The organism is Ruegeria sp. HKCCD7181, assembly GCF_057221055.1.
In genome coordinates this window covers 150,509-173,614 of sequence record NZ_JBWVBC010000005.1, presented here as the reverse complement: position 1 = coordinate 173,614, position 23,106 = coordinate 150,509, and the positions used below count along the sequence as shown (strand labels likewise).

Annotated in this window: 24 protein-coding genes; 22 read left to right on the top strand and 2 right to left on the bottom strand. The window is 57.6% G+C overall.

The annotated features are described in order from the left end of the window. The first annotated feature begins 60 nt into the window (after positions 1-60). The 4 genes from AC2TCY_RS12035 to AC2TCY_RS12020 all read left to right on the top strand — a co-directional run bounded on the left by AC2TCY_RS12035 (position 61) and on the right by AC2TCY_RS12020 (position 4,956). Positions 61-2,256, top strand: coding sequence for a primosomal protein N' (locus tag AC2TCY_RS12035; protein ID WP_480847694.1), 2,196 nt, complete (start codon positions 61-63; stop codon positions 2,254-2,256). 79 nt (positions 2,257-2,335) lie between these two features. Continuing rightward, a complete protein-coding gene (locus AC2TCY_RS12030; RefSeq protein ID WP_480847693.1) occupies positions 2,336-3,568 on the top strand; it encodes an MFS transporter in 1,233 nt (410 codons plus the stop codon). A 66-nt stretch (positions 3,569-3,634) separates the two neighbouring features. Further along, positions 3,635-4,507, top strand: a complete 873-nt coding sequence (locus AC2TCY_RS12025; RefSeq protein ID WP_480847692.1) for a 50S ribosomal protein L11 methyltransferase — start codon at positions 3,635-3,637, stop codon at positions 4,505-4,507. A 104-nt stretch (positions 4,508-4,611) separates the two neighbouring features. Further along, the gene (locus tag AC2TCY_RS12020; protein WP_480847691.1) at positions 4,612-4,956 is read left to right on the top strand and encodes a hypothetical protein; all 345 of its coding nucleotides are present in this window, start codon (positions 4,612-4,614) and stop codon (positions 4,954-4,956) included. Between the two features lie 120 nt (positions 4,957-5,076). On the opposite strand, the gene AC2TCY_RS12015 is transcribed toward AC2TCY_RS12020, so the two are convergent. Then, the gene (locus AC2TCY_RS12015; protein ID WP_480847690.1) at positions 5,077-5,292 is read right to left on the bottom strand and encodes a DUF1127 domain-containing protein; all 216 of its coding nucleotides are present in this window, start codon (positions 5,290-5,292) and stop codon (positions 5,077-5,079) included. A gap of 333 nt (positions 5,293-5,625) precedes the next feature. Between AC2TCY_RS12015 and ruvC the strand changes: the two genes are divergently transcribed. The 18 genes from ruvC (at position 5,626) to AC2TCY_RS11925 (ending at position 22,407) form a co-directional block, all read left to right on the top strand. Beyond that, positions 5,626-6,123, top strand: a complete 498-nt coding sequence (gene ruvC / locus AC2TCY_RS12010; RefSeq protein WP_480847689.1) for a crossover junction endodeoxyribonuclease RuvC — start codon at positions 5,626-5,628, stop codon at positions 6,121-6,123. Next, the gene (ruvA, locus tag AC2TCY_RS12005) at positions 6,120-6,797 is read left to right on the top strand and encodes a Holliday junction branch migration protein RuvA (RefSeq protein WP_480847688.1); all 678 of its coding nucleotides are present in this window, start codon (positions 6,120-6,122) and stop codon (positions 6,795-6,797) included. The genes ruvC and ruvA overlap by 4 nt, the downstream gene beginning before the upstream one ends. Before the next feature lie 4 nt (positions 6,798-6,801). Then, positions 6,802-7,821 (top strand): Holliday junction branch migration DNA helicase RuvB, encoded by a 1,020-nt coding sequence (gene ruvB / locus AC2TCY_RS12000; protein WP_480847687.1) that lies wholly within the window; start codon positions 6,802-6,804, stop codon positions 7,819-7,821. 63 nt (positions 7,822-7,884) lie between these two features. Beyond that, positions 7,885-8,508 carry a hypothetical protein gene (locus AC2TCY_RS11995; protein ID WP_480847686.1) on the top strand — a complete coding sequence of 208 codons (624 nt, stop codon included), beginning with the start codon at positions 7,885-7,887 and terminating at the stop codon, positions 8,506-8,508. Then, positions 8,505-8,888, top strand: a complete 384-nt coding sequence (ybgC, locus tag AC2TCY_RS11990) for a tol-pal system-associated acyl-CoA thioesterase (protein WP_480847685.1) — start codon at positions 8,505-8,507, stop codon at positions 8,886-8,888. Before AC2TCY_RS11995 ends, ybgC begins: the two co-directional genes overlap by 4 nt. A gap of 106 nt (positions 8,889-8,994) precedes the next feature. Beyond that, the gene (gene tolQ, locus AC2TCY_RS11985) at positions 8,995-9,690 is read left to right on the top strand and encodes a protein TolQ (RefSeq protein ID WP_480847684.1); all 696 of its coding nucleotides are present in this window, start codon (positions 8,995-8,997) and stop codon (positions 9,688-9,690) included. Position 9,691: 1 nt separating this feature from the next. Continuing rightward, on the top strand, positions 9,692-10,168 hold the full coding sequence (gene tolR, locus AC2TCY_RS11980; protein ID WP_480847683.1) for a protein TolR: 477 nt from the start codon (positions 9,692-9,694) through the stop codon (positions 10,166-10,168). A gap of 9 nt (positions 10,169-10,177) precedes the next feature. Beyond that, the gene (locus tag AC2TCY_RS11975; RefSeq protein WP_480847682.1) at positions 10,178-11,278 is read left to right on the top strand and encodes an energy transducer TonB family protein; all 1,101 of its coding nucleotides are present in this window, start codon (positions 10,178-10,180) and stop codon (positions 11,276-11,278) included. Continuing rightward, positions 11,275-12,594 carry a Tol-Pal system beta propeller repeat protein TolB gene (tolB, locus tag AC2TCY_RS11970; protein ID WP_480847681.1) on the top strand — a complete coding sequence of 440 codons (1,320 nt, stop codon included), beginning with the start codon at positions 11,275-11,277 and terminating at the stop codon, positions 12,592-12,594. The genes AC2TCY_RS11975 and tolB overlap by 4 nt, the downstream gene beginning before the upstream one ends. A gap of 88 nt (positions 12,595-12,682) precedes the next feature. Then, complete coding sequence (gene pal / locus AC2TCY_RS11965) at positions 12,683-13,189, top strand: peptidoglycan-associated lipoprotein Pal (RefSeq protein WP_480847680.1); 507 nt, start codon at positions 12,683-12,685, stop codon at positions 13,187-13,189. Positions 13,190-13,193: 4 nt separating this feature from the next. Further along, positions 13,194-14,018, top strand: a complete 825-nt coding sequence (ybgF, locus tag AC2TCY_RS11960) for a tol-pal system protein YbgF (protein ID WP_480847679.1) — start codon at positions 13,194-13,196, stop codon at positions 14,016-14,018. Beyond that, positions 14,015-15,268, top strand: coding sequence for a tRNA lysidine(34) synthetase TilS (gene tilS, locus AC2TCY_RS11955; RefSeq protein ID WP_480847678.1), 1,254 nt, complete (start codon positions 14,015-14,017; stop codon positions 15,266-15,268). The genes ybgF and tilS overlap by 4 nt, the downstream gene beginning before the upstream one ends. 75 nt (positions 15,269-15,343) lie before the next feature. Continuing rightward, positions 15,344-17,260 (top strand): ATP-dependent zinc metalloprotease FtsH, encoded by a 1,917-nt coding sequence (gene ftsH, locus AC2TCY_RS11950; protein ID WP_480847677.1) that lies wholly within the window; start codon positions 15,344-15,346, stop codon positions 17,258-17,260. A gap of 457 nt (positions 17,261-17,717) precedes the next feature. Further along, positions 17,718-18,293: an MOSC domain-containing protein gene (locus tag AC2TCY_RS11945; protein WP_480847676.1), complete on the top strand. Its 576-nt coding sequence runs from the start codon at positions 17,718-17,720 to the stop codon at positions 18,291-18,293. A gap of 165 nt (positions 18,294-18,458) precedes the next feature. Next, positions 18,459-20,135 (top strand): formate--tetrahydrofolate ligase, encoded by a 1,677-nt coding sequence (locus AC2TCY_RS11940; RefSeq protein WP_480847675.1) that lies wholly within the window; start codon positions 18,459-18,461, stop codon positions 20,133-20,135. A gap of 57 nt (positions 20,136-20,192) precedes the next feature. Then, positions 20,193-20,498 (top strand): chorismate mutase, encoded by a 306-nt coding sequence (locus AC2TCY_RS11935; protein WP_480847674.1) that lies wholly within the window; start codon positions 20,193-20,195, stop codon positions 20,496-20,498. A 52-nt stretch (positions 20,499-20,550) separates the two neighbouring features. Next, a complete protein-coding gene (folD, locus tag AC2TCY_RS11930) occupies positions 20,551-21,441 on the top strand; it encodes a bifunctional methylenetetrahydrofolate dehydrogenase/methenyltetrahydrofolate cyclohydrolase FolD (RefSeq protein WP_480847673.1) in 891 nt (296 codons plus the stop codon). A gap of 231 nt (positions 21,442-21,672) precedes the next feature. Further along, entirely contained in the window at positions 21,673-22,407 is a 735-nt protein-coding gene (locus AC2TCY_RS11925; RefSeq protein ID WP_480847672.1) for a LytTR family DNA-binding domain-containing protein, read from the top strand. A 1-nt stretch (position 22,408) separates the two neighbouring features. Here the strand turns inward: AC2TCY_RS11925 and pdeM are convergent, their stop codons facing one another. Then, entirely contained in the window at positions 22,409-23,071 is a 663-nt protein-coding gene (gene pdeM, locus AC2TCY_RS11920; RefSeq protein WP_480847671.1) for a ligase-associated DNA damage response endonuclease PdeM, read from the bottom strand. Positions 23,072-23,106: the final 35 nt, after the last annotated feature.

Here is a 23,106-nt window from a genome sequence, read left to right as displayed (position 1 = left end):
GGTCGCGGATGGCTTTACCTCAAAGAGACCCATGCTGGAACCCCCTGCGAAGGATATACCGTGAGCGCTAACGGATTTTTCGACCAAGGAGAGCTGGTTTCGGTGCTGACAACGCAGCCGCTGGACCGAACGCTGGATTACAAAGCACCCGAGGGTGGGTGCTTTCTTGGTGCGTTTGTCGAGGTTCCATTGGGGCCACGCAAGGTTCTGGGTGTGGTTTGGGGGCCGGGGAAGGGTGGCTTTGATCTGAGCAAGGCGCGGTCGATAATCCGCGTTCTTGAGGTCGCGCCGATGCGCGAAGAGATGCAGTTGTTTCTGGGTAAGGTAGCAGATTACACGCTGACGCCGATGCCTGCGATGCTGCGTCTGGCGACGCGTGCGCCGGGACTGAGCGATCCGCCGTCGATGCGCAAGATCTATCGGCTGGGTAATGGCGAACCCGACCGGATGACCGACGCCCGAACGCGTGTGCTAGAGGTTTTGCGCGATTACGGTGGGTTGGCGTTTACACTGAAGGAACTTGCTGAACAGGCCGGGGTTACCTCCTCGGTCGTCAAGGGGTTGGTCAAGCAAGGCGCAGTGCGGGAGGAAGACAGTCCAAGGGACTTGCCCTATCCGCATCTGGACCCGGACTTGCCGGGCAAAGCCTTGACCGACGATCAAGCAGCTGCTGTTGCGAAACTGCAGGAAGGCCAGCGCTCTGGGGATTATGGCACCACGCTGCTGAAGGGTGTGACGGGCTCGGGCAAGACCGAGGTGTATCTGGAGGCCGTGGCCGAAGCATTGCGCATGGGGCGTCAGGCGCTGGTTCTATTGCCCGAGATCGCACTCACGGCTGAGTTTCTGACGCGGGTCGAGGCGCGGTTCGGTGCACGCCCGGCCGAGTGGCACTCGGGCGCGACCATGACCGAACGCCGCCGAGTCTGGCGCATGGTCGGGCAGGGCGATGCGCAGATGGTGATAGGTGCGCGGTCAGCATTGTTCCTGCCGTTTCGCAACCTGGGATTGGTCGTGGTCGATGAGGAGCACGACACATCATACAAGCAAGAGGACGGCGTGCATTACAGCGCACGGGATATGGCTGTGCTGCGGTCGGCGATTTGCAGGGCACGGGTGATTCTGGCCAGTGCCACACCATCACTGGAAAGCTGGGCCAATGCCGAGGCGGGCAAATACGAACGGCTTGACCTGACCTCGCGGTTCGGAGCAGCTGTGTTGCCCGAAATGAAGCCGATCGACATGCGCGCAGAACAGATGCAACCGGGGACATGGATTTCTCCTTCTCTGCGGCAGGCGGTTCGCCAAAGGATCGAGAAGGGCGAGCAATCGCTGCTTTTCATCAATCGTCGCGGTTATGCACCTGTTACCCTGTGTCGTGCGTGCGGGGAACAGATTGCCTGTGATCATTGCGATGCACGCATGGTTGAACACCGGTTTCTCAAACGACTGATGTGCCATCAATGCGGCGAAACCAAGCCGATGCCCGATGCGTGCCCATCTTGCCAAGTGGAAGGTAAGCTGGCGCCAGTCGGGCCGGGAATTGAGCGGTTGGCCGAAGAGGCTGAGGCGACATTCCCCGAGGCCAAGATTGCAATGCTCAGTTCTGATCTCTTCGGGTCTGCACGCGCGTTGAAAGCCAAGATCGAGGAGATCGCCGAAGGCGATGCGGATTTAGTCATCGGAACCCAGTTGGTCGCTAAGGGGCACAATTTTCCCAATCTGACGCTGGTGGGCGTGATTGACGCAGACCTCAGCTTGCACGGGGCCGACCTCCGCGCAGCGGAGCGGACATTTCAATTGATGCGACAGGTGGCCGGACGCGCGGGTCGTGCGGATAAGCCGGGGCAGGCGCTTTTGCAGACTTTCCAGCCGGAACATCCTGTCATCCGCGCGATCTTGTCGGGCGACGAAGAAGGGTTCTGGAAAGCCGAAGCCGCTGGCAGACAAGCTGCAGGTGTTCCTCCTTTTGGTCGCATGGCCGGGATCGTCCTATCGGGTCCGGAAGTTGGACCTGTTTTTGATATCGGTAATTCGATGGCCCGAAACGACACTTCGCTTCGCGAGGTTGGCGCACAGGTTTTTGGCCCGGCTCCGGCTCCAATCGCGAGAATACGCGGGCGACACCGGGTCCGGCTGCTGGTCAAAGCCCCAAAGGGCGCGCCCATTCAGGATGCTATTGCCCGTTGGATCGCACCTTTACGCCTCAAAGGCGATATCCGTCTGACGGTAGATATTGATCCGCAGAGCTTTTACTAAACTCTGCATCAATGCAGAGACCTTGTGCGTTGCAGGCTTTCCTCTCGCCAAAATAACGAAATGGGCGTAGAGGACTCTCATGTTGAAACCCATGCCGCTCTCAGAAGCGCAGAGCCTTCCGGTCTGGCGCCGTCCTATCACGCTCTTGTTCGTGATGGCGTTGACCATGCCTATTGCGTTCAACGCCTGGAGTGCGCTGCTAAACAATTTTGTCATTGAAGTTGCGAGCTTCGATGGCGCCGACATCGGCTTGTTGCACACTGTACGCGAAATTCCCGGGTTTTTGGCGATTGGCGTGATCGCAGTGATCCTGTTCATCCGAGAACAGGTGCTGGCGATGATCTCACTTATGATGCTGGGCGTGGCTACAGCCGTGACCGCGTGGTTCCCCAGTTTGGGCGGTTTGCTTTTTGTAACGTTGTTCAGTTCGATAGGCTTTCACTATTACGAAACAGTGAACCAATCGCTGCAACTGCAATGGTTGCCTAAGGACCGGGCGCCGCAAGTTTTGGGTTGGCTGGTAGCCATGGGATCTGCAGCCACCGCAGTGGTCTATGGGTTGATCGTGCTGACCTGGGATCGATTTGATCTGTCCTATAATACTGTATTCATGGCTGCTGGCGGTGTGACCGCCCTTTTGGCGTTGTTCTGTTTGTTCGCATATCCGCAATTCGATGCCCCAACACCACAGACCAAGAAACTTATTCTGCGCCGCCGCTACTGGCTGTACTACGCGCTGCAATTCATGGCCGGAGCACGGCGACAGATCTTTGTTGTCTTTGCGGGCTTCATGATGGTCGAGAAATTTGGATTCGAGGTGCACGAACTCACAAGCCTCTATCTGATCAATCTGATGATCAATATGCTGGCGGCCCCTCTGCTGGGTAAAGCGGTTGCACGGTTTGGCGAGAGACGCACGCTGATCTTCGAGTATACCGGTTTGGCCATTGTTTTTGCGGCCTATGGCGGCATCTACTGGTTCGGTTGGGGCGTGCTTTTAGCGGCGATCCTTTATGTAATCGACCATGTGCTGTTTGCGCTGGCGCTGGCCCTTAAGACATACTTTCAGAAAATTGCCGATCCGGCAGATATAGCGCCGACTGCTGCCGTCGCCTTTACCATCAATCATATTGCGGCGGTGTTCCTGCCCGCATTGCTGGGATTGCTGTGGGTTCTGTCGCCTGGTGCCGTTTTCGGATTGGCGGCTTTGATGGCGCTGGTGTCACTAACGCTCTCCTTTCTGATTCCGCGCCACCCTGAGCCCGGCAATGAAACGATCCTGTCGAAATACGCGCCTGCTCCTGCTGAATAAGTGCTGAAGCTTGACCTTGGCGGCCCGTCGCCCTAGGCGCTGAAGCATCTTAGACAGGAGGCCTCCATGCCCACATTTACCGCGCTGACCACCTTGACCGGCAAAACCGCTGCTGAGGGGTTGGGTGAAGCGATGGAGCGGCTTGACCCCGAACCCACCGGAGTGGGCGTGTTCGATATCGAAGATGGGTCGGGCCTTTGGGAAGTTGGTGGCTACTTCACTGAAGCCCCGGATGAAACCGCGTTGGCGGTGCTGGCAGCAGCGTTCGAGGCCAAACCGTTTGTAGTATCCGAATTGCCCGAAACCGACTGGGTGGCTCATGTCCGCCGCGAGTTGGCTCCGGTCGAAGCAGGCCGGTTCTTTGTTTATGGCGGTCATGATGCCGACAAGCTGCCCGAAGGGCGTATCCCGTTGCTGATCGAAGCCGCGATGGCCTTTGGCACAGGGCACCATGGGACAACGCTTGGGTGCCTCAAGGCGTTGGACTGGCTGCTGGACCAAGGGTTTTCGGCAAGCAAAGTGGCCGATATCGGCTGTGGTACTGCCGTTCTGGCCATGGCCGCTGCACGGGTGTGGGAAGGGGATATCCTGGCTAGTGACATAGATCAGGTTGCCGTCGACGTGGCCGAAGCCAACTTGAAGGCAAACGGTATGGCGGACGCGGTTCGCTGCGTCGAAGCTGCCGGTTTCGATCATCCTGACCTGCAATCTCATGCGCCTTATGACTTAATTTTTGCCAATATCCTGAAGGGCCCACTTGTCGCACTCTCTCCTGAAATATCGGAAAATTTGCGCGCAGGAGGACAGGCGATTCTGTCTGGAATCCTGAACGAACAGGCGGATGACGTGCTGTCAGTTTATTCTCAAAATGGGTTCAATCTGGCCCGAAGGGGCGAAATTGGTGAGTGGACGACGCTAATCTTAACGAAACAGGGCTAAAATTGGGCCATTTACGGGAGTTTTCTGGAGATTCGCCACGCTTTTGTCGCATTCTGTACCTAGCGTTATTGGATGCAATCGGGGGGCGGTTTTCGGAGGCTGCCATGACTGGAAAACAACTTGAATTCGATCAGCGCGTGACGCGACTGACCAAGAAACACAAGAAACTCAATCGCGGGTATCGCGCGTCCATGCGATCGGACGGATTGGTTGTGATGAAGCCGCAGCGTGTGCGGTCAGCAATTCCGGTGCGGGTTCTGTTTCTCGCATTGATTGGTTTTTTCGCGTTTAAGGCGTTTTTACTGTTCCATCTCGGGGCATCAACGTATCAGAACCGCGTGGATAGCCTGGATGCGGGGACCTCTGTAGAAAAAGCCGGTGCCTGGATCATGCAGATTGATCCGGTATCCGAGTTCCTGTCGGTACAGATAGTCAATATTTGGTACTGATCTCCCCGACGCTCCTCCTAAGGGAATAAAAAAAACACCGCAGGCCAAGTGGCATGCGGTGTTCTTTCTTGCCCCACCGGGAGGAAGGAGAGGGGCGTGTGAGTGGTAGCTTAATTAGTCTTACCGGCGGCCTTCAGCGACAACGTCGATGTCACCACGGCACAGGCCGATATCTTCCAGCTCGCGATCTGTCAGAACGTTCAGCGCGTTGCGGGTAACGCGGGCGTCGTTCCATTCCACAACGGCGTTTACTGCCGATACGAAAAATGCGCCGATACGGCCAACGAGGCCGATTGAGCCAGTGGTTGCGATGCGGGTAGTGTCCAGTGCAGCCATATCCTGTTTCCTTCTGGTTTGTGTTAAACTCTGATCTTGAGATCTGAGCGGCATCTAGTGATGTCGTATTGCCCGCGCAATAGCAGTTTTTGCATGTGTCCTATGCAGTTTTTGCAACGCTCCCAGTTGATGAAAAACCCTTAAATTATTGATGAAAATACGTTCATGAAACAGGTCGCTTCCGGACCATTCGGTGTCGAAAACAATCCACTTTGTCGCGAGCAAGACAGTCGTGTCGTTTTTAGGCGTAAAGTCAATTCGCTTGGAAAATGTTCATGTTTCGTGCTAATCGATAAAAAAGATCAATAAAACCCGAGCAGGCCGAGGCAAAACATGCGAATTCTGGGCATTGATCCGGGGCTTAGGACCCTGGGATGGGGCGTCATCGAATCAAATGGCAGCCGTCTGAGCCACGTTTCGAATGGATTGTGCAAATCGGACGGGGACGATTTAGGTGAGCGGCTTTTATCGCTGCACAATCAGATCGTCGAAGTTATAGCTGAGTATTTGCCTGAGCAGGCCGCGATCGAACAGACATTCGTCAACAAAGATGGGGCGGGGACGCTCAAACTGGGTCAGGCGCGCGGTGTTGCGCTGCTGACATTGGCGCAGGCCGGGTTGCCCGTGGGGGAGTACGCGCCGAACCGGGTTAAGAAAACCGTGGTCGGTGTTGGACATGCCGAGAAAGAGCAAGTCCTTCACATGGTCAAGCTGCAATTGCCGGGATGTCAACCCAAAGGCGCGGATGCAGCGGACGCTCTGGCGATTGCGATCTGCCACGCCTATTACGGCAAGACGCAACGGGCGCGAGTGAAAGAGGTGCGGGCATGATCGGAAAACTAACAGGACGGCTGGACTATCGCGCAGCGGATCATGTGCTAATCGACGTTCGGGGTGTCGGTTATATCGTTTACTGTTCGAACCGGACCATGGCCGCACTGCCCGGCGCGGGTGAGGCGGTATCGGTTTACACAGACTTGGTCGTGCGCGAAGACCTGATGCAGCTCTATGGGTTCCTGTCACTGGTCGAGAAGGAATGGCACCGGTTGTTGTGTTCGGTGCAAGGTGTCGGCGCCAAGGTTTCGCTGGCCATTCTTTCCGCACTTGGACCGGAGGGCGTTAGCCGGGCGATCGCGCTGGGCGATTGGGGGGCGGTCAAGGCCGCCAAAGGGGTCGGTCCGAAGACCGCACAGCGGATTGTACTGGACCTTAAGGACAAGGCGCCGGGCGTGATGGCCATGGGGGGCACAGTGAGCGATGCTATGGATGGCCCTGGACTGGATGTCGTCGAACCGGCAGAACCGGCACCGGCACCCAGAGGTCAGGCCAAACCGGCTTCGGGTGCAGCGGCAGCTTCGGCGGGGGCGTTGTCGGCCTTGTCGAACTTGGGGTACGGCCCCTCTGATGCGGCGTCAGCCGTGGCGGAGGCGGCGGCAAACTTGCCGGATGCGGGGGAAGCTGACCTAATTCGCGCTGCGTTGAAACTACTGGCCCCGAAAGGCTGAATGAATGGTTGATGCCGATCCTGCCCTGCGCCCTGAGCCTTTACCTGAAGACAATGACCGCGCGCTGCGCCCTCAGGGGCTGGATGAATTCATCGGTCAGGCCGAGGCGCGTGCCAATCTTCGCATCTTCATCCAGTCTGCTCGGCAGCGGGGCGAGGCGATGGATCACACGCTGTTTCATGGTCCCCCGGGTTTGGGCAAAACCACATTGGCGCAGATTATGGCGCGCGAACTTGGGGTGAATTTCCGCATGACCTCTGGGCCTGTTCTGGCCAAGGCGGGGGATCTGGCGGCAATCCTGACCAATCTGGAAACGCGTGATGTTCTGTTCATCGACGAGATTCACCGCCTGAACCCAGCGGTCGAAGAGGTGCTGTACCCGGCGATGGAGGATTTCGAGCTCGATTTGGTGATCGGTGAGGGCCCTGCGGCGCGAACAGTACGGATCGAGTTGCAGCCTTTTACTCTCGTTGGGGCAACAACGCGGATGGGATTGCTGACCACGCCCTTGCGCGACCGGTTTGGCATTCCGACGCGCTTGCAGTTTTACACGGTCGACGAGTTGCACGAGATCGTCACCCGCAATGCGCGCAAACTGGGCGCACCTGCCGATGATGATGGTGCGCGCGAAATCGCGCGGCGGTCGCGCGGAACGCCCCGGATCGCCGGGCGCCTGCTGCGCCGTGTTGTCGATTTTGCCATCGTCGAAGGAGATGGGCGCATCACGCGAGATCTTGCAGATGGCGCTCTGACCCGGTTGGGGGTGGACCATCTTGGGCTGGACGGTGCGGATCGGCGGTATCTGAAGCTGATCGCCGAGAACTATGCCGGTGGCCCGGTGGGGATCGAGACCCTGTCGGCAGCGTTATCGGAAAGTCGCGACTCTCTTGAGGAAGTGATTGAGCCCTTCTTGTTGCAGCAGGGTTTGATCCAGAGGACCCCACGCGGACGCATGCTGGCACAAAAGGCGTGGACGCATCTGGGCATGGCGGCCCCCAAAAGGCAAACCGATCTGTTTGGTTGAAGCCGCCGCCCGGATTTTTTATGCCTTCGGTGAGAGTATTGTCGAAAAGATGAAGGGGTTGGCGTGACACCGGACGAGATCGAAGCGATGTTCACGCGCGAACGCGGTGAATTTTTGTTTGCGCGCTGGGGGCGGCCAATAGTGCCGATCGTGTTTGGGATTGAGGATGAGACGCTGGCAACCGTCAAGGGTGCGTTCGAGGCAGTAGTCACTCTGGCAGGCCACAAGATGGCCGAAACCGATCCGGAACTGGGCGCCAATTGTATGGTCTTCTTTTTCAGGGACTGGAATGAGCTGCTCAGTGTACCTGATTTGGATCGCCTGATCCCAGACCTTGGGCCTTTGGTGGACCGTTTGCTTTCAGCAGATGCCAACCAATACCGCATCTTCCGTTTCGAGGAAGACGGTGCCATCCGCGCAGCCTTTGTTTTCCTTAGGATGGACAAGGAACTGTCCAAGATTCCAGCCGAGACACTGGCTCTTAGCCAAGTGGTTCAGACTATCCTTTTATGGTCGGAAACCGCATTTCGTAACAAATCTCCGCTTGCTATTGCAGGTGACGCGACGATCCTGCGGCCGGATATTGCCGCGCTGGTCCGCGCAGCCTACGATCCGGTTCTGCCGGGCGCGGCACAGGACCCATCCCATGCGTTGCGCCTGTTTGCCAGATTGGAGCAGCCTCTGTGACACATGTCTTCCCTGTCAGGGTTTACTATGAAGATACCGACATGGGCGGCGTGGTCTATCACGCGAATTACCTCAAGTTCATCGAACGCGCGCGATCGGAATGGGTTCGCGAGCTGGGGAACGATCAGAACGCGATGCGGGATGCCGGTATCGTCTGGGTCGTGCGCCGGATCGAGGCGGACTATCTGGCCTCTGCCAGGTTCGATGACGAGTTGACGATAGAAACGAATGTGGTCGCGGTCTCGGGTGTTCGATTGACCATGTCGCAATTGGTAAAACGGGGCGAGACCGAGGTGTTTCGCGCTGTTGTCACCGCCGTGTGTATGAACAGTCAGGGTAAACCAGTCCGTCTTCCGGCAGAGATTCGCGCATTGCTGTAACAAATTGCCCTGCCGGGGTGGTTCTGTTGGCTTTTCATGACCATCTGCGCTAGCGTTTGGCAAAACAAGGCCAAATGGCTGTCAGGCAAAAACAAAGAGCAGGTTCATGGAAGCTGAAACGCTGGCGCTGGCGCAGGAGATCGATTTCTCCATGTGGGGGCTGTTTGCCCGTGCGACATTTATCGTCAAGATCGTAATGCTGATCCTCGTGATCGCGTCCTTCTGGTCCTGGGCAATCATCGTCCAGAAACTGATCAACTATCGTGCCGCGCGGCGCGAGGCGCTGGTTTTTGATGAATCTTTCTGGTCCGGCAACCCGCTGGATGAGCTATTTGAACAAATTGGGACACAGCCGGACGGCAGTTCTGAAAAGATCTTTGCCTCGGGTATGATCGAATGGCGCAGGTCGCATCGAACCGATGGCGGATTGATCGCCGGTGCCACGGCGCGGATAGATCGCTCGATGGACGTCGCAATCGCCAAAGAGGCTGAAACTCTCCAAAAAGGATTGCCCATTCTGGCCACGGTCGGCTCAACCGCGCCGTTTATCGGCCTTTTCGGAACCGTCTGGGGCATAATGAATGCCTTTATTGAAATTGCGGAACAGCAGAACACCAACCTCGCTGTTGTTGCGCCCGGTATTGCCGAGGCGCTGCTTGCCACGGGTCTGGGATTGCTGGCCGCGATCCCGGCGGTGATCTTCTACAACAAGCTCAGTGCGGATAGTGATCGTATCGTGAACGGATACGAGGCGTTTGCGGACGAATTCGCCACCATCCTGTCGCGGCAGTTGGACAGCTGATATGGGCGCAGCGGTTCAGCAATCCTCGGGCGATAACGGGCGCAGACGTGGACGTCGGCGCGGTCGCGCGCAGCCGATGGCCGAGATTAACGTTACACCTTTTGTCGACGTGATGCTGGTTCTCCTGATCATCTTTATGGTGGCCGCCCCCTTGCTGACGGTCGGCGTGCCAGTAGACCTGCCCAAAACCGCCGCCAGTGCCTTGCCCGGCGACAGCGAAGAACCGTTGACCGTGACCCTTACCGCCGATGGGCGGGTACAGATCCAAACGACGGACGTGTTGCGCGAAGAATTGATTGGCAAATTGCGTGCGATAGCAGCGGAACGCAGCAGCGACCGCGTTTTCCTGCGGGCCGACGGCGCAATCCCATACGCTCAGGTAATGCAGGTGATGGGCGCGCTGAATGCGGGTGGGTTTTTCAATGTAGGTCTTGTCACTGACACCGGCGGGCCGACGCTGGACGATGGTGGAGAGTGAGGCCGCACGGTGGAGACCGGCACCAAAATTTCGGCGATTGCGCATGTCAGTCTGATCAGCTGGGCGTTATTTGGCGGGACGTTCCGGTCCGAGCCTCTGCCGATGGCCGTGCAGGATGTTTCCGTGATTTCAGCTGAGCAATTTGCAGCTCTGAGCGCGCAGCGAGAAGCGCCACAGGTTCCGACACCCCCCGCCGACCTTCAGCAACCCGAAGAGCCCGAGGATGAAATCAACGCACCACAACCGACTGATGAGGTGCAGCCGAGCCCGGAAACTGTCACTCCCGACGAGCCTGATGCCGAGACCGAGCCGGAAGCAGTCGAAATAGCTCCTGAACCAGAGCTGGTCGAAGAACCACCGACTTTGGAACAACCCGATCCAGAGGTCGCGGTGTTGCCAGTGCCGCCCGGCCCCGAGGCACAACCACGACCAGTGGACAGGGTTGCCCCGGAACCTGTCGCGCCGCCTCCACTCGACGTGAAGCCGGATGACGTTGAAACTCCACCAGTGTCGTTGGATGAGGGGGCCGAGACCCAACAGGAACAACAGGATCAGACGGCTCCGGAAGAGGCCACCGACCAGATTGTGACCGAGGCAGAAGAGACAAACGAAACGTCGCCCCTTACATCACCACGCCCGCGCACACGCCCCAGTCGTCCGCAGCCACCGGCCCAGCCCGAGGTTGCAGAAACAGCAGAGCCCGCGGAAGAACCAGATCAAAACAACCAGCAGGCCATTGATGATGCGCTGGCTGAGGCACTGGGCCAGGGCAGCGAGCCCTCCGGCCCGCCTCTGACCAGCGGCGAGAAAGACGCGATGCGGTTGGCCGTGTCTCGCTGCTGGAATGTCGGGTCGCTGTCGACCGACGCTTTGCAGACCGTTGTTGTCGTTGGTTTTTCGCTGTCTCGAGACGGCAAAGTGATTGGTGGCAGCCTCAGGTTGCTGGACAGTTCCGGCGGGTCGGCCGGCGCCGAAAAACAGGCTTTCGACGCGGCTCGGCGGGCGATTTTGCGCTGTGGTGCCAAAGGATACACTCTGCCTGCTGACAAATACGCGCAATGGCAGGATATTGAGATTACATTCAATCCCGAGAGGATGCGGATCAAATGATGAAACTTCTGACCAGCCTCTTTGTTGGCCTTTCTCTTCTGGCGGCACCAGTTTACGCCCAAAGCGGACCGCTGCGTCTGGAAATCGACGAAGGGATCATCGAGCCGATGCCCTTCGCAGTACCGAACTTCGTGCCAGACAGCGCGGCCGCGGCGCAATATGCGCAGGATATCTCGCGCGTGGTTGTAGCGGACCTGACGGGAACCGGGTTGTTTCGCGAAATCTCTTCGGATGCGTTCATCAGCCGGGTCAGCAGTTTCGACGCGCCGGTCCAATTCGCCGACTGGAAGGCGATCAATGCACAGGCCCTGGTTACTGGGGCGGTCAACGTCTCGGGCAAGCGGCTGACGGTGCGCTTCCGCGTATGGGACGTATTCTCGGGACAAGAGCTGGGCACAGGCTTGCAATTTGCCGGCACCACAGATGGTTGGCGGCGGATGGCGCATAAGGTGGCCGATCAGGTCTATAGCCGGATAACCGGCGAGGGGGGGTATTTCGACAGCCGCGTCGCATTCATCTCGGAAAGCGGGCCAAAAGATCAGCGGCGCAAGCGGCTGGCGATCATGGATTATGACGGTGCGAATGTTCAGTACCTGACGGACAGCGCGGCGATCGTGCTTGCTCCGCGTTTCTCGCCGACGGGAGACCGGTTGCTGTATACAAGTTATGAAACCGGCCAACCACGTATTTACGTTATGGATGTGGCCCGCGTGCGACCGCAGGAACTGAAAACGCAAGAAGGCACGATGAGTTTCTCTCCGCGGTTTTCACCTGATGGAAGTTCGATCGTTTACTCGCTGACACAGGGCGGCAATACGGATTTGTGGAAGATGGATCTGGCTTCCGGGCAAAGCGTGCGGCTGACCAATACACCGGCAATCGAAACCGCGCCCAGCTATTCCCCGGACGGCAGCCAGATTGTGTTTGAAAGCGACCGCTCGGGCACGCCGCAGCTTTATGTCATGCCAGCCAACGGAGGCGAGGCGACACGTATCAGTTTCGGTCAGGGCCGCTACGGCACTCCGGTCTGGTCGCCGCGCGGCGATCTGATCGCGTTCACGAAGCAAAACAAGGGCCGGTTCCATATCGGTGTCATGCGCACTGATGGCAGCGAAGAGCGTCTGCTGACCGCTTCGTTCCTGGATGAAGGTCCCACCTGGTCGCCAAATGGCCGGGTTATCATGTTCACGCGCGAAACGCAGGGTGCAAGCGGGCGGTCTTCGCTCTACTCGGTCGATATCTCGGGACGCAATCTGCGACCGGTCCGCACGCCGGACGGTGGCAGCGACCCGTCCTGGGGACCACTGCAAAATTGAATTAAAGCAACGGGTCGGCAAAGTTCACAAGAAACCCACACTGTGTTAGAGAGACGACAATAAACAAAACGGAACACGAGGCATTGAAATGAACCTTCTGAGCAAAGTCGCGGCGGTGGGCGCGTTGGCCCTGATCGCCGCCTGTACGAACAACGACCCTTCGGCTTTAGGCGGAGGCGGTCCGGGCGGCAGCGGTGCTCTGGTTCCGGGATCACCAAGCGACCCGCGTTCGCCAGCTTACTTCCAGCAGACTGTCGGGGATCGCGTGCTGTTTGCCGTGGATCAGTCGACATTGTCGCCGGCAGGGCAGACGACCCTGCAGGGCCAGGCGGATTGGCTGTTGGCCAACCCAGATTACGTGGCCACAATTGAGGGACACGCAGATGAGCAGGGAACGCGAGAATACAACCTTGCGCTGGGTGCGCGACGGGCAAACGCGGCTCGTGAATTCCTGATCTCGCGCGGTGTTGCTGGTAACCGTCTGCAAACCGTCAGCTTTGGCAAGGAACGCCCAATCGAGATTTGCAGTACCGAGGAATGCTATACTAAGAACCGCCGCGCTGTGACAGTGCTGACGGGTTCAACCACGGGGTAAGACGATGCGAATTGCAGGTTTGGTTCTAGCGGCGGTTGTATCTGCCGCTGGTGTGGCTCAGGCGCAGGATCAGCAGACACTGGCCGATATCCGGCAGGAACTGACGGTGCTGCACGTGGAAATCCAGCGGCTAAAGCGCGAGTTCTCGACAACCGGCTCGCCGTCGCCGAACCTGTCGGGTAGTTCGATACTGGAGCGGGTGGACGCGATCGAGGCCGAGCTACAGCGTTTGACGCGCCAGACTGAACAATTGAGCCAACGCGTGCAGAACATTGTCACCGATGGCACAAATCGGATTGGCGACATGGAGTTCCGACTTTGCGAACTTGAAGCGGGATGCGAAATCTCTGGTGAGCCCACCAGTACGCTGGGCGGTGAAGATACTGCGAACGGCACTGCGGTTATTACTCCTGCAACTCCAGAGACTTCTGAACAGGTCGAACTCGCAGTCGGCGAACAGGCGGACTTTGACGCGGCAGCTCAGGCTCTGGCCGATGGCGATTTCCCGACAGCGGCAAACCTGTTTTCACAGTTTGACCAATCTTATCCCGGCAGCCCACTTGCTCCGCGCGCCAATTTGCGACGTGGGCAGGCCCTTGAGGGTATGGGAGATACACGCGAAGCGGCGCGGGCGTTCCTGGCCAGTTTCACCGGTGACTCCGAAGGTCCTTTGGCGCCCGAGGCGTTGTTTGAACTTGGCGCAGCACTGGGGCGACTGGGACAGACCGATCAGGCCTGCATCACGCTGGGCGAAGTGGAGGTTAGATTCCCAACTTCGGCCCCGGCGAGCTCTGCTGCGCAGGAAATGGCATCATTGGGCTGTTCTTGACCTCCGACGCCGACACTCTTGTTGATGAAGTTCGGGCAGGATTGCCCGATCTGCTGCCGCGGCGGTTGGGTGTCGCGATCTCCGGAGGAAGCGACTCGACAGCGCTGTTGCGCCTGCTGGCCGAGATTGCGCGAAACGAGCGGGTGGAGCTGTTTGCTGCGACGGTGGATCATGGCCTGCGACCTGAATCTGGGGCCGAGGCTTTGGCGGTTTCGGAATTGGCACAGCGATGGAGCATCCCGCACCAAACGCTCAATTGGGGTGGCTGGGACGGGACCGGAAATCTGCAAGATGCAGCCCGGCGAGCCAGATATCGGTTGCTGACCCAGTGGGCCGATGAATTAGGACTTGAAGCGATTGCTCTGGGCCACACCGCTGACGATCAGGCGGAAACCGTTCTGATGCGTCTGGCGCGTGCATCCGGTGTGTCGGGGCTGTCTGCAATGGCATCCGTGCGTCGGGAAAGCGGTATTCAATTGCTGCGACCCTTGCTGTCGACAACCCGGGAGCGGCTGCGGGATTTCTTACGGGCTGCAGATATCACCTGGATCGACGATCCATCGAATCAGGACCAGCGTTTCGACCGGATTAAGGCCCGTACAGCCCTATCCGGGCTGGACGAGATTGGGATAACCGCAAAAACTCTGTCACGCGTGGCTGAAAACTTGGCACAAGCGCGTGAAGCCTTGGCACAATATGCGCAAGACTCCGCCCGCCAGATTGTACAGGTCGATGGCGGGGACCTGTGTATTGATCGTGATGGGTTTGCCAAACTACCAGAAGAAATCCGTCGCCGTATTCTGATCGCTGCGATTGGGTGGATCGCGGGCGGTGAGTACGCGCCGCGCCAAAGCGCGGTTCAAAATGCACTTCTGGCGCTTTCGCTGGGTCAAACCTTCACGATTGGTGGCTGCATTCTGATTCCCGAAGGTAAAAAATCGTGGATTTGCAGAGAGCTAAACGCTTTAACCGACCAAACGGTACGCCCCGGTCAGTTGTGGGATAAGCGCTGGATCGTGACCGGCCCGGCGACCAAAGAAACTAGGATTCGGGCGTTGGGCGAAGACGGTATCGTGCAGCTTGAGGGCTGGCGTGAGGCAGGCAAACCCCGCGCTGCTCTTTTGTCCACACCTGCAGTTTGGGTCAATGAAACTCTGTTGGCTGCGCCGCTGGCCGGTTTTCCCAATAAATGGCACGTAGATGCCCCGCCCGAACGGCCCGAGTTTTACACTTCGATTTTATCGCATTGAACCTGCTACAATCATCTCTATTTTAAGAAGCAACCGACAGATCCCCATCTGTCGAAACCTTTTGGGAGATTTTCCTTGGGCAACGCTCGTAACATCGCCTTCTGGGTTGTTCTGTTCCTGTTGATTCTTGCACTGTTCAATTTGTTCAGCGGATCGGGTGGAACGCTTCAGAGCAACGAAAGAACCTATACCGAATTCGTCAGCGCCGTGGATGCCGGAGACGTCACCAATGTGACGCTTGATGGCGAACAGATTCGGTATCGCACCAGCGACAATCGCGACTATGTCACGATCAAGCCCAGCGATGCTGAAGTAACAAAGCTGCTGATCGACAAGAACATTCCTGTACGTGCCGAAAAGCAGCAGCAGTCCGGGTTCCAGACGTTCATCCTCAGCATTCTTCCCTTCCTGCTTTTGATCGGTGTCTGGATCTATTTCATGAATCGGATGCAGGGCGGTGGCAAAGGCGGCGCGATGGGCTTTGGTAAGTCCAAGGCTAAGATGCTGACCGAAAAGCATGGCCGCGTGACCTTTGACGACGTGGCCGGCATTGACGAAGCCAAGGAAGAACTGGAAGAGATCGTGGAATTTCTGCGCAATCCGCAGAAATTCTCGCGTCTGGGCGGCAAGATTCCCAAAGGTGCGCTGCTTGTTGGCCCTCCGGGTACCGGTAAAACGCTGCTGGCCCGTGCGATTGCAGGTGAGGCAGGTGTGCCGTTCTTCACCATTTCTGGTTCGGATTTCGTGGAAATGTTCGTCGGTGTAGGTGCGTCCCGCGTCCGTGACATGTTCGAACAGGCCAAGAAGAACGCGCCGTGTATCGTGTTTATCGACGAGATCGACGCCGTGGGTCGCCATCGTGGCGCAGGCTATGGCGGGGGTAATGATGAGCGCGAACAGACCCTCAACCAGCTTCTGGTCGAGATGGACGGGTTTGAGGCCAACGAAGGTGTGATCATCCTGGCGGCCACCAACCGTAAGGACGTTTTGGACCCCGCTCTGCTGCGTCCGGGCCGGTTTGACCGAAACGTCACTGTTGGCAATCCCGACATCAAAGGCCGTGAGAAGATTTTGGGCGTACATGCGCGCAAGACGCCTCTGGGCCCCGATGTCGATCTGCGCATCATCGCGCGTGGTACGCCTGGTTTCTCGGGTGCCGATCTGGCGAACCTCGTGAACGAGGCCGCGCTGATGGCCGCCCGCGTGGGCCGTCGCTTTGTCACCATGGAAGATTTCGAGAATGCCAAGGACAAGGTGATGATGGGGGCCGAGCGCCGCTCGATGGTGCTGACCCAGGACCAGAAAGAAAAGACCGCTTATCACGAGGCAGGCCACGCTGTTGTCGGCCTGAGCCTACCGCTGTGTGATCCGGTCTACAAAGCGACGATCATCCCGCGCGGTGGTGCGCTGGGCATGGTCGTATCGTTGCCCGAGATGGATCGCCTGAACTATCACCGTGATGAGTGTGAGCAGAAGCTGGCTATGACAATGGCCGGTAAAGCGGCCGAGGTGATAAAATACGGTGAAGACCACGTGTCGAACGGCCCCGCCGGCGACATCATGCAGGCCAGCCAGCTTTCGCGCGCGATGGTGATGCGTTGGGGTATGTCGGACAAAGTCGGCAATATTGATTATGCCGAAGCGCATGATGGATATTCTGGCAATACCGCTGGTTTCTCGGTTTCGGCGCACACAAAAGAACTGATCGAGGAAGAGGTCAAGCGACTGATTCAACAGGGTTATGAGCGAGCGTACCAGATCCTGACTGAACAGAACGAAAGTTGGGAGCGTCTGGCGCAAGGCCTGCTGGAATATGAGACGCTGACCGGTGACGAGATAAAACGCGTCATGAATGGTGAGTCGCCCAACGAGGGCGATGATGAGGGCGACAGCCCGGATGAAGGCAACGCGCCAAGCGTCACGGCAATCCCCAAGACCAAAGCCAAAAAGACCCCTCCAGAGGGTGGCATGGAGCCCGAACCGACAGGTTGAGCTCTGGATCGTCACGATAGACTGAAATACAAAGGTCGGGGTACAACTCCGGCCTTTGTCGTATCTGGTTTTCCGGTGGTTGCTTACGTCTGCAATTTCTATGCGGCAGCTGCATTCCAAAAAAGCACTGAAAAGCAGGTATGTGCTCATCATAATATGTTCACCGCACCCGAGCTGAGTTTCGGCAAGATCTCGTTAGTCTAGGTGTTCTGACGGGCGTCAGAACACCGGTGACACCCTTTGTGGGCTGAAGTTTGGTTCTGTTTGGAATTTGGCTTGATCGTTGATGAAGAAATGATGGAGCTTGGCTTTGTCATAACTGCGATTCTGGCGATTTGATTTATAGAAAATCTTGAGATGACTCAGCCGCGCACTGGTTACCGCCAGACATCCTGCTCCGGATAAGTGTGTGCTGCGAAAGCCATTCGTGACTGTCAAAACTGGAAGTGATCAAGAAATGCCGGTGCTCAAAAAAACAGAATTTTCTGGTGAAATCGTCTGGCTAGGTCATGTCCCGACCGGTGGGTCTTTACGTGCCTGCGCGGTCGAAAAACTCGACCTGACTTTCTCAGGCGATGGCGGTGCCCGGCATGAAGGCGTAAACCGCAGGTCCTGTGTCAGAGTGAAGGACCTTTATCCCCAGGGAACTGAAATCCGGAATGTCCGCCAGCTATCCGTGCTATCGGCCGAAGAAATCGAAGCCATTGCCAACGACATGGAACTGAGCCGGTTGGAACCGTCTTATTTGGGGGCCAGCATCGTATTGCGCGGTATTCCAGATTTGACGCATATCCCACCTTCTTCGCGATTGCAGGTAGCTGATGGCCTGACAATCACCGTGGATATGGAGAACCGCCCCTGCGTATTGCCGGGAAAAGAGATCGAAGCGGATTGGCCCGGCCATGGTGCCGCTTTCAAGCCTGCGGCGAGGGACCGGCGCGGTGTTACGGCATGGATAGAAAGGCCAGGCGTGGTTAAGTTGGGTGACCGGATGACGCTGTTCGTTCCGGATCAACGGGCATGGGCGCCTTAACGGCTGGGTGTTTCCGATTCGAAACCGTTGAATTGCCCTCACGCCGTTTCACGGCACGATTATGTCGGAATCCATATCCATCAAAATTGTACACAACGGTATGGGTTATCCAGCGCCGACGTTCTGCGTTGGTTTCGCACGGCATTCAATTAGGGACCCTGCCCAATGAGCTACAAATCCGACATCGAAATCGCCCGTGAGGCGAACAAGAAACCGATCCAGGAAATCGGTGCAAAAATCGGCATCGAATCTGCGGATCTGCTGCCCTACGGCCATGACAAGGCCAAAGTCAGCCAGGACTTCATCAATTCGGTTCAGGGCCGTGAAGACGGCAAATTGATCCTGGTGACCGCGATCAACCCGACACCTGCGGGTGAAGGCAAGACCACCACCACCGTGGGTCTGGGCGACGGTCTGAACCGCATCGGCAAGAACGCGATGATCTGTATTCGCGAAGCCTCGCTTGGCCCGAACTTCGGCATGAAGGGCGGCGCTGCAGGCGGCGGCTTTGCTCAGGTTGTTCCGATGGAAGAGATGAATCTGCACTTCACAGGTGACTTCCACGCCATCACTTCGGCCCACTCGTTGCTGTCGGCCATGATCGACAACCACATCTATTGGGGTAATGAGCAGAAGATCGACATGCGCCGCGTCGTATGGCGCCGTGTGGTTGACATGAACGACCGTGCCTTGCGTCAGATCACCTGCTCGCTTGGCGGTGTGTCGAACGGTTTCCCGCGCGAAGCTGGCTATGACATCACCGTGGCGTCGGAAGTTATGGCGATCCTCTGCCTGGCCAACGACCTGCAGGATCTGGAAAAGCGTCTGGGTGACATCATTGTCGCTTACCGCCGCGACCGTACGCCGGTCTATTGCCGCGACATCAAGGCAGAAGGCGCAATGACCGTTCTGCTGAAAGACGCGATGCAGCCGAACCTGGTGCAGACGCTGGAAAACAACCCGGCCTTCGTCCACGGCGGCCCGTTCGCCAACATCGCGCATGGCTGTAACTCGGTCATCGCGACCAAGACCGCTTTGAAAGTTGCCGACTACGTCGTGACCGAAGCAGGCTTTGGTGCCGATCTGGGTGCCGAGAAGTTCATGAACATCAAGTGCCGCAAGGCAGGCATCGCTCCGTCGGCAGTCGTTCTGGTTGCCACCGTACGCGCGATGAAGATGAACGGTGGCGTTGCCAAGGCCGATCTGGGTGCGGAAAACGTCGATGCCGTCAAGTCAGGCTGTGCCAACCTTGGCCGTCACATCGAAAACGTGAAATCGTTCGGTGTTCCGGTCGTGGTTGCCATCAACCATTTCGTCACCGACACCGACGCCGAAGTGCAGGCCGTGAAAGACTATTGCGGTGAGCATGGCGTTGAAGCGATCCTGTCGCGTCACTGGGAACTGGGCTCGGAAGGCTCGGCACCACTGGCCGAGAAAGTTGTCGAGATCGTCGATGGCGGTTCTGCGAACTTCTCGCCGATCTACCCGGACGACATGTCGCTGTTCGAGAAAATCGAAACCGTCGCCAAGCGCATCTACCGCGCTGACGAAGTTCTGGCCGACAACAAGATCCGCAACCAGCTGCGTGATTGGGAAGCGGCCGGATACGGCAACCTGCCGGTTTGCATGGCGAAAACACAGTACTCGTTCTCGACCGACCCGACACTGCGCGGCGCACCCACCGGCCACTCGGTTCCGGTGCGCGAGGTTCGCCTGTCCGCCGGTGCCGGTTTCATCGTGGTTGTTTGCGGTGAAATCATGACCATGCCCGGCCTGCCGCGCAAACCCGCCGCAGAATCGATCTGCCTCAATGACGCAGGTGAGATCGAGGGCTTGTTCTAAGCTGCTGAATAGGACATCTCGTGGTCCGGGGAATCCCCGGGCCACGAGGAGATCAAAATGCCCACTCTGACACCTCCGCAAGACTGTCAATCCATGCAGGACCTGCGGGCTCAGATCGACAAGCTTGATCGCCAATTGATCGAAATGTTGGTGATGCGCGCAGCGTACATTGACCGCGCATCCGAGCTGAAACCCGGCGAGGGCCTTCCTGCCCGAATTCCGGATCGCGTCGAAGAAGTGGTGCAGCGCGTGCGCGAAAGTTCCGGTGACTTGGGGATGGACCCAGAATTGGCCGAACAACTTTGGCGCATATTGATTGACTGGTCGATCGCTCGCGAGGAACGCGTGCTCGGCCCTGACTGAATGACCGGGCGCATCTGCGCCCGATCCGCTTTTTGATAGAAGGGATCAAAGGATGGTAGCTCAGGTTATCGACGGTAAGGCCTTTGCCGGTACAGTACGCGCGCAAGTGGCCGATCAGGTTGCGAAGTTGAAAGAAGAAAACGGCATCACGCCCGGTTTGGCCGTGGTTTTGGTGGGCGAAGACCCGGCCAGCCAGGTCTATGTTCGATCGAAGGGCAAGATGACCGTCGAGGTCGGCATGAACTCGTACGAGCACAAGCTGGATGCGGACACTTCCGAAGAGGACCTGCTGGCGCTGGTCGACAAGCTTAACAATGATCCGGCCGTGCATGGTATTCTGGTGCAGCTGCCACTTCCCAAGCATCTGAACGAAGACCTGGTTATCAATTCCATCGACCCGGCCAAGGATGTTGACGGTTTTCATATCTCGAATGTGGGCCTGCTGGGCACTGGTCAGAAATCCATGGTGCCTTGTACGCCACTGGGTTGCCTGATGATGCTGCGCGACCATCACGGATCGTTGTCGGGTATGGATGCGGTTGTGATCGGTCGTTCCAACATTGTAGGCAAGCCGATGGCTCAACTGCTGCTGGGCGATAGCTGCACTGTGACCATCGCGCATTCGCGCACCAAGGATCTTCCTGATGTCGTCCGCCGCGCCGATATCGTTGTAGCCGCAGTAGGCCGCCCCGAAATGGTGCCCGGTGACTGGATCAAAGAGGGTGCCACGGTAATCGACGTTGGCATCAACCGGATCGAGCGCGACGGCAAAAACAAGCTTGTGGGTGACGTCGACTATGCCAGTGCTGCCGAGCGCGCTGGTGCAATCACGCCCGTTCCCGGTGGAGTAGGTCCGATGACGATTGCTTGCCTACTGGCCAATACTCTGACAGCCTGTTGCAGGGCAAATAGCCTGCCGGAACCAGAAGGCCTGACGGCCTGACGCAGACTTGTGCGCCGGTAATCCGGCGAACCGAGGAAATCACAGGGTCGAAAAGCGACTGCGCTTTTCGACCCTTTTTTGTACTTACATAGATTTTTTCATTCACACGTTAATGGTTTGACTGGCGGTCAACCGGTGATAAACCTTCTATTCCAGCCGGTTAAGCCGAGATTCTGTAGGCCAGCCGAGGGTCGAAGGCTGGGCCTCGGGTGGTGGGTGTTACCAAGTACGATGTTTAGACTACGTCCCGTCATTGACCATTTCAGCTTTCAGCGTGTGTTGGCCGTTCTTGTGCTCACACCATTGCTGGCATACTCCTTTGCGCCGTTTCGGGAAATGAACCTGCCATTTTCAGTCCGCCTTATCTTCTGGGCTGGAGTGATCGCCCTTGCTTTGGCCGTGACATGGGTTGCGGGGAAACTGGTGCGCGAGCGGATTTGTCATTCCGCAGTTTTTCTTCGCGATGTCGCCTTTGCACTGTTGATCCTGGCACAGTTTGCGCCGGCCTTGTGGCTGTTGACTTGGATGGTGTTCACATGCAGCGGCCAGGAAGCGCCAGGCCCCCTGATGGTGATGCCTTATGGCGTGATGTTGGCCACGGGCCTGATGTTGGTGCGGCAGCGCGATCAGGAGGATTCTGATCATCCCCAACAACTACCCAGACTGTACCATCGCCTGCCGTCCGGATTTGAAGGGTACATATACCGGTTGACCGTGCGCGATCATCAGGTGGATGTCGTAACGTCCGAGGGGACAGTCACCATTCGGTCGCGCTTTACCGACGCTATTGCAGAGATGGAGCCGGTGCGCGGTCACTGCACTCACCGGTCCCATTGGGTTACAGAGGCTGCTATCGTTGGGTCAGAGAAACAAGGTAGCAAAACGTTCCTGAGACTCTGCAATGGTGACCTGGTTCCGGTCAGCCGGAAATACCGTCCCCAACTGGAAGAGGTCGGCTTGGTCTGACCTAGCGAGGCATGGGGATATTCTGCGGCTGGGGCCCGGTGAGGATAGCCTGAGCATCCTCAGCCATTAATTGTGCCAACACCACATCTGTGCTGCGCAAACCGCCTGTGTATGTGCCATAAGCCGGGAGGATCATGCGCGTGCCGTCCACCAGAAATGCTGGGCGGGTGATCGAGCGACCTTTTATTCTTATTCGGGCTTTGGGGTGATAGTGGCCCGAAACCTCGCCCTTTGCATCTGCCTGTGCGATGTGGCGGTAAACCAGCGGGCCACATGACCAATCCGCTAAATGCTCTCCGCCCAATTCCACAGGGCCGGGGTCATGGTTGCCTTCGATCCAGATCCATCGTCGACCAGCTTGCAATGACGAAATTTGCAATCTGTCCACCGTGTCCATCGATCGGGGTGTTTCTAGATCGTCAAAGCTGTCGCCCAGGCAGATTACGGTTGTTGCATTCGTCTGCGTCAGATCTGCCGCTAGTCGGTTCAGCGTCTCGCGACTGTCATATGGGGGCAGAGCAGGGCCTCCGCGGCGGGCCACGCGTTCCGATTTTCCCAGATGCAGGTCCGAGATGCACAGGAGGCTCTGATCAGGCCACCACAGCGCACCTGTCCCCAGGGCTAAAAGGCGTTGCCCGAAAAACGAAAACTCAAGAGCGTTCATGGTCCGTTCTTTGCTTTTTCCTGTCGGATTTGCAA

Excerpts from the sequence above, each read along its gene's own strand:
- tolR (WP_480847683.1), top strand. The coding sequence starts at position 9,692 with ATGGGCGCAGCGGTTCAGCAATCCTCGGGCGATAACGGGCGCAGACGT.
- AC2TCY_RS11945 (WP_480847676.1), top strand. The coding sequence starts at position 17,718 with ATGCCGGTGCTCAAAAAAACAGAATTTTCTGGTGAAATCGTCTGGCTA.
- AC2TCY_RS12030 (WP_480847693.1), top strand. The coding sequence starts at position 2,336 with ATGTTGAAACCCATGCCGCTCTCAGAAGCGCAGAGCCTTCCGGTCTGG.
- ybgF (WP_480847679.1), top strand. The coding sequence starts at position 13,194 with ATGCGAATTGCAGGTTTGGTTCTAGCGGCGGTTGTATCTGCCGCTGGT.
- AC2TCY_RS11925 (WP_480847672.1), top strand. The coding sequence starts at position 21,673 with ATGTTTAGACTACGTCCCGTCATTGACCATTTCAGCTTTCAGCGTGTG.
- ruvA (WP_480847688.1), top strand. The coding sequence starts at position 6,120 with ATGATCGGAAAACTAACAGGACGGCTGGACTATCGCGCAGCGGATCAT.
- AC2TCY_RS12025 (WP_480847692.1), top strand. The coding sequence starts at position 3,635 with ATGCCCACATTTACCGCGCTGACCACCTTGACCGGCAAAACCGCTGCT.
- pdeM (WP_480847671.1), bottom strand. The coding sequence starts at position 23,071 with ATGAACGCTCTTGAGTTTTCGTTTTTCGGGCAACGCCTTTTAGCCCTG.
- AC2TCY_RS12015 (WP_480847690.1), bottom strand. The coding sequence starts at position 5,292 with ATGGCTGCACTGGACACTACCCGCATCGCAACCACTGGCTCAATCGGC.
- AC2TCY_RS11935 (WP_480847674.1), top strand. The coding sequence starts at position 20,193 with ATGCCCACTCTGACACCTCCGCAAGACTGTCAATCCATGCAGGACCTG.
- folD (WP_480847673.1), top strand. The coding sequence starts at position 20,551 with ATGGTAGCTCAGGTTATCGACGGTAAGGCCTTTGCCGGTACAGTACGC.
- tolB (WP_480847681.1), top strand. The coding sequence starts at position 11,275 with ATGATGAAACTTCTGACCAGCCTCTTTGTTGGCCTTTCTCTTCTGGCG.
- pal (WP_480847680.1), top strand. The coding sequence starts at position 12,683 with ATGAACCTTCTGAGCAAAGTCGCGGCGGTGGGCGCGTTGGCCCTGATC.
- ruvC (WP_480847689.1), top strand. The coding sequence starts at position 5,626 with ATGCGAATTCTGGGCATTGATCCGGGGCTTAGGACCCTGGGATGGGGC.
- AC2TCY_RS11940 (WP_480847675.1), top strand. The coding sequence starts at position 18,459 with ATGAGCTACAAATCCGACATCGAAATCGCCCGTGAGGCGAACAAGAAA.
- AC2TCY_RS12020 (WP_480847691.1), top strand. The coding sequence starts at position 4,612 with ATGACTGGAAAACAACTTGAATTCGATCAGCGCGTGACGCGACTGACC.
- tolQ (WP_480847684.1), top strand. The coding sequence starts at position 8,995 with ATGGAAGCTGAAACGCTGGCGCTGGCGCAGGAGATCGATTTCTCCATG.
- ruvB (WP_480847687.1), top strand. The coding sequence starts at position 6,802 with ATGGTTGATGCCGATCCTGCCCTGCGCCCTGAGCCTTTACCTGAAGAC.